The following is a 12,240-nucleotide window of genomic DNA, read 5'->3' as shown; positions in this document are numbered from 1 at the left end:
TTGCTCTGCACGCTGAACCACCTGATCTGCAGTCAGCGGCGCAGGCACGTGTCCTTCGAGCGATTCGAGGACGCGCTCTCGCGGGAAGCCGTGGAGTGACTCAACCTTGGGCCCGCGGTTGCGTCACCCCGCGGTCGCGTAGTCACCCTCGGCGCACTCTGACTCCGCCGTCAACGCGTACCCACGAGGGTCGGCGGTGAAGTCGACGGAAGTCGTCGGACCGCCGGCGCCACGGATCCCCACGATCGGGTCCGTACCGCCGCTCTGGTACCGCTCAGTGGTCACACCCCGCTGCTTCCACAGCTGTTCGATGGCGTCGACGTCAGCGTGCGGGTCGTCCCCGGCCTGACGATCGACGATGACGACCCACGAGACGCCGTCGTCACCGTCGCCCGTCGTGCACGGGCTGAGACCCGGACCTCCCCGGGGCTTCCAGTCTCCGCCGAGCGCCGTCGTCGAGCGGTCGACGAAGGTGGTGACGGACTGCTCCGCCTCATCGGGCGTGACCGAGGTCGCGCTCGTCTCGTTCGGTTGCACCGGTGTTCCTCCACAACTGGTCAGAAGGAGCGCCGTGGCTGCGAGGACCGCGCTCACGGCGAGGGTCTTGGAGATCATCGTTTCCTCGTCTGCACGTGTCACAGAGTGGGCTGCCGGTGGGCGTCCTGCTCATCGAACCACGTCGGCTCTGCTGAGCGCGCGGCGGTCATCCGCGCCGAAGGTCGTCGCACCGAACGCCGGATCGGTCGGGTCCTGGTGGTGGTCCTCGCTGTGATCCCGGCCGATGTGTGCCCATTGTTCGCCTTGGTCACGCTCGACACAGGGACGTCACGAGCTTGCCCGGAGTACACGTGGGTCGCGTGGATGGTCCACGCCGACGAGATGTCGTCCGGGACACCCGCGGATGCGAGCCTGGTGAAGGTGTCGACGTGCACGCCCGCTTCGGTCAGGGCGATGGACGCAGTGTCCGGCGTCGGCCACCGCGACGGTCAGGACTTCACGAGCCCACAGTGGGACCAGATCGTAGACTGGTCGGAAGCAACCGTGTGTTGCACCGCGGGCCCGGAGTTCTGAAGTGGAACCGACCTACTACCTCTCATCGATGGAAGACGACCGATTCGATTCCGCCTTCCGGTGCGAGCTGGAGTCGAGGGTCCAAGTCCCCAACGGCCACCACGCTCTCGTCGTCAGTTGTGACCCGCCAGCGCTCGGCCAGGACCTCGGCTTTCCCCAGGGAGTCGCTCGACTCCTCCTGTGGAGCCGTTTCGAGGGGGACGACTTGTGGGCCTTCCCGACCTTCCCGCAGTTCGTGCAGATCTGTCTCCCCGACGTCGTCATCCCGACGACTCGCATGCCGACCAGCATCGCGTGGGGCGAGCTCTACGCAACCAAGGCGGACGCGGAGGTGCAGTCGATGACCAAGCGCCCGCACACGCCGACCCCCTACGTCGATGGCGTGGATCCGGACTTCTGAGATGCGAGACGTCTTCTTCCTCTCGTCCATGGACAGCAAGCGGTTCTCGTCCGTCTTCCGGTGCGAGGTGGAACGACCGATCGTGCTCCCGAACGGTCACCACGCACTGATGGTCAGCTGCGATCCGCCGGTGAACGGTCAGGAACTCGGCCACCCGCTCGGCATCGGGGAGTTGTTGCTCTGGAGTCGGTTCGAGGACGACGACCTGTGGTCGTTCCCCGCCTTCCCGCACTTCGTGCAGATCTGTCTGCCCGACGTGGACCTGCGTGTCGACGCCATGCCCGCGAGCATCGCCTGGGGCGAGATCTACGAGACCGAGGCAGACGCGCGCGCCCATGAGATGAGCGCTCGCCCGCATCCCTCGGCGGAGTGACCGAGTTGCTCGGCGAGCGCCGTTCGCCACGAGGCAGCAGGAGACGATCCGTGTCGAGCAGGATCGACGCGACGGACGTTCGTTCCCACCGCGTCCGTGGAGAACCGGACGCGGTGAACGCCCGTTGCATCAGGTTCGTGGGCGGTCGCCCACCTGAGCCGGCCGACGCCGGCTTCAGGATCGCATCCGCCCGCCGCAGCTCCCGGAGCGTGCACGGGTACTTCCTCGATGCTCCGCTCGGCTGATCGGCGGTCACGCGAACCGGACGGCTCCGGACACCCGACATGTGCGCGGCTGGTGGTGAGACTGTCCGCCGGCTTCGACGGTGATCAGTGAGGGCCGACCCATAGCGACGCCCTGCCGCACCTGCAGGACTCCGCGCGGCAGTTCACCGCTCGCCGCCAGGGCGAAGAAGAGTGCGGCGGCTGCGATGCCGGTGGCGGGGTCCTCCAGGTATCCAGATGCCCGCGGGAACTGCCGCGCTTCCACTTGCCCCTCCGTGATGACCGCGTAGGGATACAAGCCCGTCGACCCCATCTCGGTGCATGCGCGTTCGACGGCGGCTGCGTGCGGTCGAAGTCCGCGCAGTACCGCGGTGTTGCGTAACGGTAGGAGCGTCTTCGTCCGCGGCGCAGCAGCATTCGACGACGTTCCGACGAGGTCGTCCGGAGTGAGGCCCAGCGCGGCGAGCGCCGGGCTCGGATCGACCGGGTCGATCTGCTGCAGAGACTGCTGGAACCACCCACCGTCCGTGGTCGCTCCCGCCCGGACCAAGCCAGCAGCGGTTGCGAAAACGTATCCGTCGTCGGGTTGGGCATGGCCACGGCGGTTCAGCAACCATGCGGTTCCGCATGGTGGCATGGCCGCACATGCTCATCTCGTGGTTCGGTACCCAGTAGCGCAGCCGTCCGACGGCCGGTGTGTCCGAAGACGACAGGAACGCGGACTCCAGCCCCGTCTCCTCCGCGAGCTCCTGCATCTGCTGGTCGGTGAACGTGTCCGCCTCCAGCACCACCGGGACCCGGTTCCCGCCGGCCTCTCCCTCGGTGAAGACGGTGAGCATCTCGTGCCGGACAGCCATGTGTCGTTCCTAACAGCTCCGCTCGTCGAGCGTCTCGCGAGAGACGTCGGTGGCGTCGGTACTCGCTGGTTGTGACCTTCCCGAGCCCGCGCTGTCGACGCACAGCCGCATCTGCTCGCCGGTGCCCAGCCGCTCAGCGCTGACACGCAGCGCCCCGAGACGATGCCCCTGCCCCGGATCCGGGTACGGGACAGCTTGCGTCCGTGAAGGAGGCTGTCGGCGTCGTTCACGGACCCCGGCCAGCGCTCCTCCCCGCCTCGGCGCTGTGCTGAAGGTGCGACAGGAGGTCCGCGCACGTCCAAGACGCTCCGGAAGGAACACACCCAACCGTCTCCGTTGATGGGCCGATCGGTCCTGAGCTCCGCCTCCAGGATTCGAACCCGGACCTAACGGCACCAAAGGCCGTCGTGCTGCCATTACACCAAGGCGGAACGCCCCCGGAGGAGCCCGACCATCTTCCCATGTGCCCGACACTGGTCGTGCGCCGCCGATCCACGCCATGATGGACGGATGCCGCCAGAGGACGAGGTCGACCGGATCGTCGCGGCGTGGGGGCGGGAGCGCCCGGACCTGGACTTCGCCCCGCTCGACGTGCTGTCGCGGGTCGACCGGCTCGCCCGGCACCTGGACCGCGCCCGACGTCAGGCGTTCGAGGCGGGCGGGACGGAGCCGTGGGAGTTCGACGTCCTGTCGGCGCTCCGGCGCGCGGGTGACCCGTACGAGTTGAGTCCCAAGGCGCTGCTCCAGCAGACCCTGGTGACGAGCGGCACGATGACGAACCGGGTGGACCGCCTCGCCGCCCGCGGGCTCGTCGCCCGCCGGACGGATCCCCGTGACGGTCGCGGTGTCCTGGTGACGCTCACCGACGCCGGTCGCGCTGCCGTCGACGCGGCCATCGCCGACCTGCTGCAAGCCGAGCGGGACATCCTCGCCGGTCTGTCCGCGGGTGAGCAGGACCAGCTCGCGGGCCTGCTGCGGCGCCTCATCCTCGGCCTCGGGGACTGACGCCGACCGGCACTGCCGTTCGAGCCCGGGCTAGACCCCGAGCTGCTCCGCCACCTCGAGCCACCGCTCCTCCAGCTGCTCCACCTCGGCATCGAGGTCGGCGAGCCGCCCCTGCAGCTTCCCGAGCCCCTCGTAGTCGGACTGGTCGTGCGTCGCGAACGAGTCGAGCAGCTTCTTCCGGTCGTCCCCGAGCTTGGCGATCCGACGGTCGAGGGCCGACATCTCCTTCTCGACGGTACGGCGCTCGGAACCGGACAGGGTCGGCGCAGCGGCCGGAGCCGAGCCGGTCCCCGCTGCCGGACGCAGCCCCGAGGCGGCGGCGACCGCGGACGCACCGGCGGTGTCGGGCCTCCCGGCCGAAGCGGCGGCAGCCGCCGACGCCGTCGTACCGCCGCTGCCGGAGGCGCGCAGGCGCATGTACTCGTCGACACCGCCGGGTAGGTGGCGCAGGTGCCCGCCGAGGACGGCGTACTGCTGGTCGGTCACGCGCTCCAGCAGGTACCGGTCGTGGCTGACGACGAGGAGGGTGCCGGGCCAGGTGTCGAGCAGGTCCTCCATCGCGGCGAGCATGTCGGTGTCGAGGTCGTTCGTGGGCTCGTCGAGGATCAGGACGTTCGGCTCGTCGAGCAGGATGAGCATGAGCTGCAGGCGGCGCTTCTGCCCACCGGACAGGTCCTTGACCGGCGTCGACAGCTGCTCGGACGTGAAGCCGAGGCGCTCGAGCAACTGCGACGGCGTCATCTCCTTGCCGTCGGCGACGTAGCTCGTCTTCTTGCGGGCGACGACCTCGCGGACGCGGTCCTCGGCGAACTGCTGCAGGTCGGCGAGCTGCTGGTCGAGCACCGCGATCTGCACGGTCTTGCCCGTCTTCACCCGGCCCGTGGTCGGCTGGAGCTTCCCGGAGACGAGGTTGAGCAACGTCGACTTGCCGGCGCCGTTCGGGCCGAGGATGCCGGTGCGCTCCCCCGGGGCAATGCGCCACTCGACGCCCTCGATGATCATCGTGCCGTCGAACGAGACGCCCGCGTCGATGAGGTCGACGACGTCCTTGCCCAGACGCGCCGTCGCCGTCTGGGACAGGGCGACGGTGTCGCGGATCGGTGGGACGTCGTCGATGAGGGCGTTCGCCGCGTCGATGCGGAACTTCGGCTTGCTCGTCCGCGCCGGGGCACCACGGCGGAGCCAGGCGAGCTCCTTGCGCGCCAGGTTCTGCCGGCGCTGCTCGCTCGACGCCGCCTGCCGGTCACGTTCGACGCGCTGCAGGATGTACGCCGCGTAGCCGCCCTCGAAGGGCTCGACGACGCCGTCGTGCACCTCCCACGTGTCGGTCGACACCGCGTCGAGGAACCACCGGTCGTGGGTCACGACGACCATCCCGCCCTGGTTCGACGACCAGCGGCGGTTGATGTGCTCGGCGAGCCACTGGATGCCCTCGACGTCCAGGTGGTTCGTCGGCTCGTCGAGGAACAGCACGTCCCAGTCGCCGACCAGCAGGCGCGCCAGGGCCACCCGCCGACGCTGCCCACCGGACAGTTCGTCGACGGTCTCGTCCCACGGGATGTCCGACACCAGGCCGCCGATGACGTCGCGGATCTTCGGGTCGCCCGCCCACTCGTGCTCGGCGAGGTCACCGACGACGACCTGCCCGACCGTCATGCCCTCGGGCAGGACGTCGCGCTGGTCGAGGTACCCGATCGTCACCCCGCGGCGGTGCGTCACCCGGCCGGTGTCCGGCTCGAGCCGCTGCGCGAGGAGGGCGAGCAGCGTCGACTTGCCGTCACCGTTGCGCCCGACGACGCCGATCCGGTCGCCCTCGTCGAGGCCGATGGTCACGCTGTCGAAGACGACACGGGTGGGGAACTCGAGATGCACGTTCTCGGCGCCGAGGAGATGAGCCACCTGACCAGGGTAGGCGGGCGCGGGGGCGGCCCGTGCCGCGGGCGGCGTGGCGACGAGCTGTCGGCCGGGATCGGCGGCGGCCCGGGGGCTCGGGTGCGGAGGTCGGAGGCCGGAGGCCGGGCGGCGCGGCGGCCGGGGGCTCGGGTGCGGAGGCGCGGCGGCCGGGCAGCGCGGCGGGGTCCGGATCCGGCCAGCGGCATCCGGTCCGAACCGCGGACGCCCGTGGTTCGGGCCGGAGATCGTCGTGCGGGTCCGCGCGGCGCCGGACCGTCCTGGAGGCTCGGCTCAGCTCGCGGGGCTCGGGTCGCCCTCGCCGGCGGCTTCCTTCGCCCGCTTCAGGCGCGCCTGGGCCTCCCAGTACTCGATCTCCCGTTCGAGCTCGGCGAGTTCCTGCTCCGTGCCGGAGATCCGCTTGTCCCCGTGTGCGACCTTGGCGGCGCCGAGCGTGGCGTACCCGTCCTCGTGGCGCTTCGGTTCGACGTACCGGCCGTGGTTCCGGGGGCCGGCGCTCCAGTCGTGGCCGATCGCGAACCACACGATGCTGCCGACGAACGGCAACAGGATAACGAGGATGATCCAGGCGACCTTCGGCAGGCCGCGGACCTCGCTGTCGGGGCGCGTGATGATGTCGATCAGGGCGAACACGAGCAGGACGACGCTCACGCCGGACAGCAGGATTCCCATGGTCCGGATACTAGGGAGTCGCGAGGCGGCGGCGCTACGCCCGTGTTCACGGGGCGGTGCAGCAGGCCGACTCCTGCGCGGAACCGACAGATCACCGCGGAAGTCCGGCGGCCTTCTGTCGGTCCGCCGACCCAGTGCCCGGCCCAGCCAGCCGACCTAGCCAGCCCGGCCCAGCCAGCCCGGCCCAGCCAGCCCGGCCCAGCCAGCTCGGCGCCGCCGGGCGCACGGGTCAGGGGCGTTCGGCGGCTGCTTCCCACGGCGTCGGCGACGACCGCAGCGCTCGTCGGACCCGGGCGACGTCGAGCCCGGCGTACACCGCAGCTCCTGCCGAGAGGACGGCCGCGACGCAGTACAGCGCGCCGCCGACCGGGGCCGCGCTCGAGCTCCCGAGGGCGAGGGCGGCCCACAACAGCGAGTACCAGGTCATCTCTTCGATCCGGTGGGGAGCCGCACGGAGTACGGCAGCCGCGCGGACGATCCGGAGTCGGTCCTCCGGTGCGCGGACTCTCCCGTCCACGGCACGAGCGACGGCGTGCCGCTCCTGCGCGGACAGGACCGTCGTCACCGTCGGGAACGCGGTCCCGACGACCCGTCGACTGCGCGCGGCGACGACCAGGCGGACGACGACGGACACGACAGCCGCTCCGACGAGGACCATCCCGACGACGAAGTGCGCCACGTCGTCCTCTCCCCGCGGCAGCAGGACGAAGCCAGCGATCGCGGCCAGGAGCGCCGCCAGGCCGAGTCCGAGGCTCCACCTCGTCCACGGCGTCACCCGGAGGAGCGACTGCTCGTGGGCGAGCACGCGTTCGGCGTCCTCGTCCGCTGCGGCCCACCGTCGAGTCACCAGGTCGTCGATGGTCACGACTCGCGATCGAACACCACTGCGCGCACCGCCGTCATCAGAGCGCCGCGACCCACTCGTCCGTCCCGTCGGTGAAGCGCTGGTGCTTCCAGATCGGCACCTGTTCCTTGACGAGGTCGACGAGCGCCCCGCACGCCGCGAACGCCTCGGCGCGGTGCCCCGACGCCACCGCCGCGGCGAGCGCCACGTCCCCGATGCCGAGCGCGCCGACACGGTGCAGCACGGCGACGCGGACCTCCGGGTGCTGCTCGGCGATGGTGCGTGCGACCTCGGCGATGACCTCGCCGGCGCTCGGGTGCCGTTCGTAGTCGAGCGCGGTGACGCCCTTCCCGCCGTCGTGGTCGCGGACGACCCCCGCGAAGGTGACGACCGCGCCGTCGTGGTCGGAGGCGACGACCCGCGAGACCTCGTCCACCGTGATGTCGCGGTCGACGACGTCCGCGACGACCACGCGGTCGGCGGCTCCGGCGCTCACGAGGCGCTCCGGGGAGCGTGACCGTCACCGTGCAGCTGGGCGAGCAGGTGGTCGAGCAGGCCGTCGAGCACGGCCAGGCCGTCCGCCACCCCGCCACGGGACCCTGGCAGCGTGACGACGAACGTGCCGCCCCCGACGATGCCGGCGACGCCACGGCTGAGGAGCGCGGTCGGTCCGGCTCCGGCCAGTCCCCGCCGGCGGATCTCCTCGACGATGCCGGGCAGTTCCAGGTCGAGCAGGGGTGCGACGGCCTCCGGGGTGCGGTCGGTCGGCGTGACGCCGGTCCCGCCCGTCGTGATGACGACCCGTGCGCCACCGGCGACGGCAGCGGCGAGGGTGTCGGCGACGGGACCACGGTCGGCGACGATCACCGGGTCACCGACGGCGAAACCGCGGTCCCGCAGCCAGTCGGCGATGACCGGCCCGGTGCGGTCGAGGGCCGGGTCCGTGGCGGCCGAGGTCGACACCACGACGACGGAGGCCCGTCCTCGGTCCGGGACGGCCGTGTCGTTCATCGGGCACTCCAGTCGCCGGAGCGGCCGCCGCGCTTCTCGAGTACGCGGACGTCGGTGATCGAGGCCGTCTTGTCGACCGCCTTCACCATGTCGTAGACGGTGAGCGCGGCGACGCTCGCACCGGTCAGGGCCTCCATCTCGACGCCCGTGCGTGAGGTCGTCCGCACGGACACCTCGACGACGACTCGGTCGTCGGCGCCGGAGATGTCGACCTCGACGCCGGCGATCGGCAGCGGGTGGCAGAGCGGGATGAGGTCCGAGGTCTTCTTGACGGCCATGATCGCCGCGATGCGGGCGGTGCCGATGACCTCGCCCTTCGGCAACGAGCCGTCCAGGATGCGTGCGACGACGTCGGGTCGGGTGACGAGCGTCGCGGTGGCGGTCGCGGCCCGGGCGGTCACGTCCTTCTCGGAGACGTCGACCATGTGGGCGCTGCCGTCGGCGCGGACGTGGGACAGGTCGGTCATCGGATGCTCCAGACGGTCAGGGAGTCGCCCGGCTCGACGCTGGCGACGCCGACGGGGACGTGGACGAGGTGGGTGGCTTCGGCGTAGTGCCAGAGCAGGTGCGAACTCGGGCCCCCGACGAAGTGCACGCGGCCGTCGACGACGGTCCCGCGACGGACCTGGTGCTTGCCCGCGGGCGAGGTCGTGGGCTCGGCCGCCGGCAGCTCCGCGGTCGGACGGTGCTCCGGCAGCCCGACGGCGCGGGCGAGGACCGGGCGGAGGAACACCTCGAACGAGACGAGCGCCGAGACCGGGTTGCCGGGGAAGGCGACCACCGGGACCGTTCGGCCGGCGACCGGGACCGATCCGAGCGCCTGCGGCCCGCCCGGCTGCATCGCGACCGGGGTCACGACGAGCCCGCGGGGTCCGAGGGCCTGCCGGACGACCTCGTACGCCCCCGCGCTGATCCCCCCGGTGGTGAGCACGACGTCGGCCCAGTCGCCCACGGCGTCGTCGAGGGCGCCGAGGAACCGGTCGGGGTCGTCGGGGACCCGGACCCGCCGCGTGTCGACCCCGACCTCGGCGAGCGCGGCGGAGAGTGCGACCCCGTTCGCGTCGCCGATGGCGGCCCCGGCGCGCAGGTCGGTGTCGGCCGTCGAGCCGGGGTCGAGCAGTTCGCTGCCGGTCGACACGACGAGCACCCGTGGGCGTCGGACCGCGTCGACGGTCGTCACGCCGGCGCCTGCCAGCGCACCGAGCACGGCCGGGGTGAGGGGTTGCCCGGCGCGGGCGACCGGAGCACCCGCGGCCAGGTCGGAGCCGGCGACACGCACGAAGGTCCCCGAGGCGAGGTCGGCCGGCACCGGTACGTCCTCGGACTGCAGAGCGGCGGGGAAGGACCCGGCGGGCGTGGACTCGACCGGGAAGACGGCGTCCGCCCCGAAGGGCATCCGCGCACCGGTCATGATCGGGGCCGCGGTGCCCGCGCCGAGCGGCGGGGGCACGACCCCGGCCGGGATGGGTGCGCCCACCCGGACGGTCGTACCGGCGTCGGCGGCGCGGACGGCGAACCCGTCCATCTGGCTGTTGTCGAAGGCCGGCAGGGGCGTCGGCGCGAGCACGGTGGTGGCGAGCACGCGGTACCCGTGGCCGGCTCCGGACCCCACGGCCAGCGCGACGACCGACGACGACTCCGGCGGCAGCGACGACCCCGCGGTCGGCAGGGCCGGTCCCACGAGCGCCTGGACCGCGTCCCGGTGCTGACCGATCGTTCGCACGCGCGCCTCCGAATGGTCGTGACGTGGCGCCGACAGGACGACGGCACCACACGCGGGCCGCTCCTGGCCCGCATCTGTAGCGTAACGACGGCGCCGACCAGCGCCGAGGACGACCGGAGGACCTGTGGACAACGAGAAGACGACGACGATCGGCGTGATCGGCGGCTCGGGCCTGTACGAACTGTTCGAACCCGGCACCGCGGACGAGGTCGACGTCCCGACGCCGTTCGGCCCGACCTCCAGCCCGATCAGCATCGGCACGATGTCCGGCCGCCGGGTCGCCTTCCTCACCCGCCACGGCCGGGCCCACTCCGTCGCGCCCCATCGCATCGAGCACCGCGCGAACCTGTGGGCACTGCGCTCCCTGGGCGTCCGCGCCGTCGTGTCCTCGAGCGCCGTCGGCGGCCTGCACCCGGACTACGCCCCCGGGACCTTCGTCGTGACGGACCAGCTCATCGACCGGACCTGGGGCCGGGCCGACACCTACTTCGAGGACGAGGTCCAGCACCTCTCCTTCGCCGACCCCTTCGACCCGGTGCTCCGGCGCGCGGCGATCGACGCCGTCGCGGCGCTCGACGTGCCCTTCCGCCCGATCGGCACGTGCGTCGTCATCCAGGGTCCGCGGTTCTCGAGTCGCGCCGAGTCCGTCTGGATGCGCGAGGCCGGCGGCCACACGATCAACATGACGATGACGCCCGAGGTCCCGCTGGCCGCGGAGCTCGGCATCGGCACGGTGAACCTGTCCTTCGTGACCGACGCCGACGCGGGCCTGGCCCCGGTGACCGACGAGACGACGAGCACCGACGCCACGACCAACACCGACGCCACGACCAACACCGCGGCGCCGGTCACGCACCAGGCCGTCATGGACCGTCTGACCCGCGCGAACGAGGTCATCGTCCGCGCCATCGGCTCGATCGTCGCCGCGGTCCCCGAGGACTACACGCCGCGCGAACTCGTCCCGGCGAGCGCCAGCGCCCGCGTGATGGAGCTCCGCCCGTGACCCGGCTGCTCGTCACCGGCGGCGCCGGGTTCATCGGCTCCACGATCGTCCGGCAGGCCCTGGCGGCGGGACACGAGGTCCGCGTCCTCGACTCCCTCCGCACCGACGTGCACGGCGACCCGGAGGCCGTCGTCACCGCGCACCGGACCGCGGGGATCGAGCTCGTGCACGGTGACGTCCGTGACCGTGCCGCCCTCGACGCCGCGCTGCAGGACGTCGACGTCGTCTGCCACCAGGCGGCGAAGGTCGGCCTCGGTGTCGACTTCCAGGACGCGCCCGACTACGTCTCGAGCAACGACGCCGGCACCGCCCACGTGCTCGCCGCGATGGACCGTCTCGACATCGACCGGCTCGTGGTCGCGAGTTCGATGGTCGTCTACGGTGAGGGTGCGTACAGCACCGCCGACGGCGACCCGATGCGCCCGCCGGCCCGCCGCCGCGAGGACCTGGACGCCGGCCGCTTCGACCCGATCGGCCCCGATGGTCGACCGCTCCGCCCCGGGCTGATCGACGAGTCCGCCGCGCTGGACCCGCGGAACGTGTACGCCCAGACGAAGGTCGCGCAGGAGCAGCTCGCCTCGTCGTGGTCCCGCGCCACGGGCGGCCGCGCCGTCGCCCTCCGCTACCACAACGTCTACGGCCCGGGCATGCCGGCGAACACGCCGTACGCCGGGGTCGCGTCCCTGTTCCGCTCGGCGCTGGCGCGGGGCGAGGCGCCGCGCGTCTTCGAGGACGGGGCACAGCGCCGCGACTTCGTGCACGTCGACGACGTCGCGGGAGCGAACCTCGCCGCGATCGACGCGACCGGGTCCGCGCCGTCCGAGTCGTTCCGGGCCTTCAACGTCGGTTCGGGCACGGTGCACACCATCGGCGAGATGGCCGCCGCGATCGCCGGTCCGGACGGTCCGCAACCGGTCGTGACCGGGGAGTACCGTCTCGGTGACGTGCGGCACGTGACGGCGTCGTCCTCGCGGATCGCCGACGAGCTCGGCTGGCGCGCGCTGGTCGACTTCACCCGCGGCATGCGGGAGTTCGCGACCGCGCCGCTCCGGGCGGCCGTGCGCTAGGTCCGGACTCCCGCGCTGCGGCACCCGCGGCGACCCCGTCCTGTCCCCCGAACAGGGCCGGGAGGCGCGTGGCGGCCCC

The 12,240-nt window shown here is 72.1% G+C and carries 14 protein-coding genes, 1 tRNA gene and 1 pseudogene; 5 read left to right on the top strand and 11 right to left on the bottom strand.

Annotated elements, in window-relative coordinates:
- Nucleotides 1–123: 123 nt before the first annotated feature.
- Complete coding sequence (locus tag DEJ32_RS11435; protein WP_146234142.1) at nt 124–615, bottom strand: hypothetical protein; 492 nt, start codon at nt 613–615, stop codon at nt 124–126.
- Nucleotides 616–1,072: 457 nt separating this feature from the next.
- On the opposite strand from DEJ32_RS11435, the gene DEJ32_RS11425 reads away from it, so the two are divergent.
- On the top strand, nt 1,073–1,471 hold the full coding sequence (locus tag DEJ32_RS11425; RefSeq protein WP_110901363.1) for a hypothetical protein: 399 nt from the start codon (nt 1,073–1,075) through the stop codon (nt 1,469–1,471).
- Between the two features lies 1 nt (nt 1,472).
- Nucleotides 1,473–1,844, top strand: coding sequence for a hypothetical protein (locus DEJ32_RS11420; RefSeq protein WP_110901362.1), 372 nt, complete (start codon nt 1,473–1,475; stop codon nt 1,842–1,844).
- A gap of 252 nt (nt 1,845–2,096) precedes the next feature.
- On the opposite strand, the gene DEJ32_RS11415 is transcribed toward DEJ32_RS11420, so the two are convergent.
- From DEJ32_RS11415 to DEJ32_RS11405, 3 genes and pseudogenes are all read right to left on the bottom strand, one after another.
- Entirely contained in the window at nt 2,097–2,681 is a 585-nt protein-coding gene (locus DEJ32_RS11415; RefSeq protein ID WP_181420662.1) for a PhzF family phenazine biosynthesis protein, read from the bottom strand.
- A gap of 25 nt (nt 2,682–2,706) precedes the next feature.
- Nucleotides 2,707–2,907: pseudogene (locus DEJ32_RS16675) on the bottom strand (PhzF family phenazine biosynthesis protein); the annotation flags it as partial.
- Nucleotides 2,908–3,284: 377 nt separating this feature from the next.
- Nucleotides 3,285–3,356: transfer RNA gene (locus DEJ32_RS11405), tRNA-Gln, on the bottom strand.
- A 79-nt stretch (nt 3,357–3,435) separates the two neighbouring features.
- On the opposite strand from DEJ32_RS11405, the gene DEJ32_RS11400 reads away from it, so the two are divergent.
- Nucleotides 3,436–3,930 (top strand): MarR family winged helix-turn-helix transcriptional regulator, encoded by a 495-nt coding sequence (locus tag DEJ32_RS11400; protein ID WP_110890410.1) that lies wholly within the window; start codon nt 3,436–3,438, stop codon nt 3,928–3,930.
- Nucleotides 3,931–3,960: 30 nt separating this feature from the next.
- On the opposite strand, the gene DEJ32_RS11395 is transcribed toward DEJ32_RS11400, so the two are convergent.
- From DEJ32_RS11395 to glp, 7 genes are all read right to left on the bottom strand, one after another.
- Nucleotides 3,961–5,829 carry an ABC-F family ATP-binding cassette domain-containing protein gene (locus DEJ32_RS11395; protein ID WP_110901360.1) on the bottom strand — a complete coding sequence of 623 codons (1,869 nt, stop codon included), beginning with the start codon at nt 5,827–5,829 and terminating at the stop codon, nt 3,961–3,963.
- 285 nt (nt 5,830–6,114) lie between these two features.
- Nucleotides 6,115–6,513, bottom strand: a complete 399-nt coding sequence (locus DEJ32_RS11390) for a PLD nuclease N-terminal domain-containing protein (protein ID WP_110890413.1) — start codon at nt 6,511–6,513, stop codon at nt 6,115–6,117.
- A gap of 229 nt (nt 6,514–6,742) precedes the next feature.
- Nucleotides 6,743–7,378: a hypothetical protein gene (locus DEJ32_RS11385; protein ID WP_110901359.1), complete on the bottom strand. Its 636-nt coding sequence runs from the start codon at nt 7,376–7,378 to the stop codon at nt 6,743–6,745.
- A gap of 37 nt (nt 7,379–7,415) precedes the next feature.
- Entirely contained in the window at nt 7,416–7,853 is a 438-nt protein-coding gene (locus DEJ32_RS11380) for a molybdenum cofactor biosynthesis protein MoaE (protein WP_110823553.1), read from the bottom strand.
- The gene (locus DEJ32_RS11375; protein ID WP_110823552.1) at nt 7,850–8,368 is read right to left on the bottom strand and encodes a molybdenum cofactor biosynthesis protein B; all 519 of its coding nucleotides are present in this window, start codon (nt 8,366–8,368) and stop codon (nt 7,850–7,852) included. Before DEJ32_RS11375 ends, DEJ32_RS11380 begins: the two co-directional genes overlap by 4 nt.
- A complete protein-coding gene (gene moaC / locus DEJ32_RS11370; protein ID WP_110823551.1) occupies nt 8,365–8,835 on the bottom strand; it encodes a cyclic pyranopterin monophosphate synthase MoaC in 471 nt (156 codons plus the stop codon). Before moaC ends, DEJ32_RS11375 begins: the two co-directional genes overlap by 4 nt.
- A complete protein-coding gene (gene glp / locus DEJ32_RS11365; RefSeq protein ID WP_258369027.1) occupies nt 8,832–10,091 on the bottom strand; it encodes a gephyrin-like molybdotransferase Glp in 1,260 nt (419 codons plus the stop codon). The genes moaC and glp overlap by 4 nt, the downstream gene beginning before the upstream one ends.
- A gap of 124 nt (nt 10,092–10,215) precedes the next feature.
- Here glp and DEJ32_RS11360 point away from each other — a divergent pair, with 124 nt between their 5' ends.
- Nucleotides 10,216–11,094, top strand: a complete 879-nt coding sequence (locus DEJ32_RS11360; protein ID WP_110901358.1) for an MTAP family purine nucleoside phosphorylase — start codon at nt 10,216–10,218, stop codon at nt 11,092–11,094.
- Entirely contained in the window at nt 11,091–12,161 is a 1,071-nt protein-coding gene (locus tag DEJ32_RS11355) for an NAD(P)-dependent oxidoreductase (protein WP_110901357.1), read from the top strand. The genes DEJ32_RS11360 and DEJ32_RS11355 overlap by 4 nt, the downstream gene beginning before the upstream one ends.
- Nucleotides 12,162–12,240: the final 79 nt, after the last annotated feature.

This window comes from Curtobacterium sp. MCPF17_046 (genome assembly GCF_003224295.1).
Lineage (GTDB): Bacteria > Actinomycetota > Actinomycetes > Actinomycetales > Microbacteriaceae > Curtobacterium.
Note: the sequence above shows the minus strand (reverse complement) of the source record. Positions and strands in the feature narration are given on the sequence as shown.

Bases quoted from the DNA above. Each gene is read 5' to 3' on its own strand.
- DEJ32_RS11435 (WP_146234142.1), bottom strand. From the start codon at position 615: ATGATCTCCAAGACCCTCGCCGTGAGCGCGGTCCTCGCAGCCACGGCG.
- DEJ32_RS11420 (WP_110901362.1), top strand. From the start codon at position 1,473: ATGCGAGACGTCTTCTTCCTCTCGTCCATGGACAGCAAGCGGTTCTCG.
- DEJ32_RS11400 (WP_110890410.1), top strand. From the start codon at position 3,436: ATGCCGCCAGAGGACGAGGTCGACCGGATCGTCGCGGCGTGGGGGCGG.
- DEJ32_RS11390 (WP_110890413.1), bottom strand. From the start codon at position 6,513: ATGGGAATCCTGCTGTCCGGCGTGAGCGTCGTCCTGCTCGTGTTCGCC.
- DEJ32_RS11375 (WP_110823552.1), bottom strand. From the start codon at position 8,368: ATGAACGACACGGCCGTCCCGGACCGAGGACGGGCCTCCGTCGTCGTG.
- moaC (WP_110823551.1), bottom strand. From the start codon at position 8,835: ATGACCGACCTGTCCCACGTCCGCGCCGACGGCAGCGCCCACATGGTC.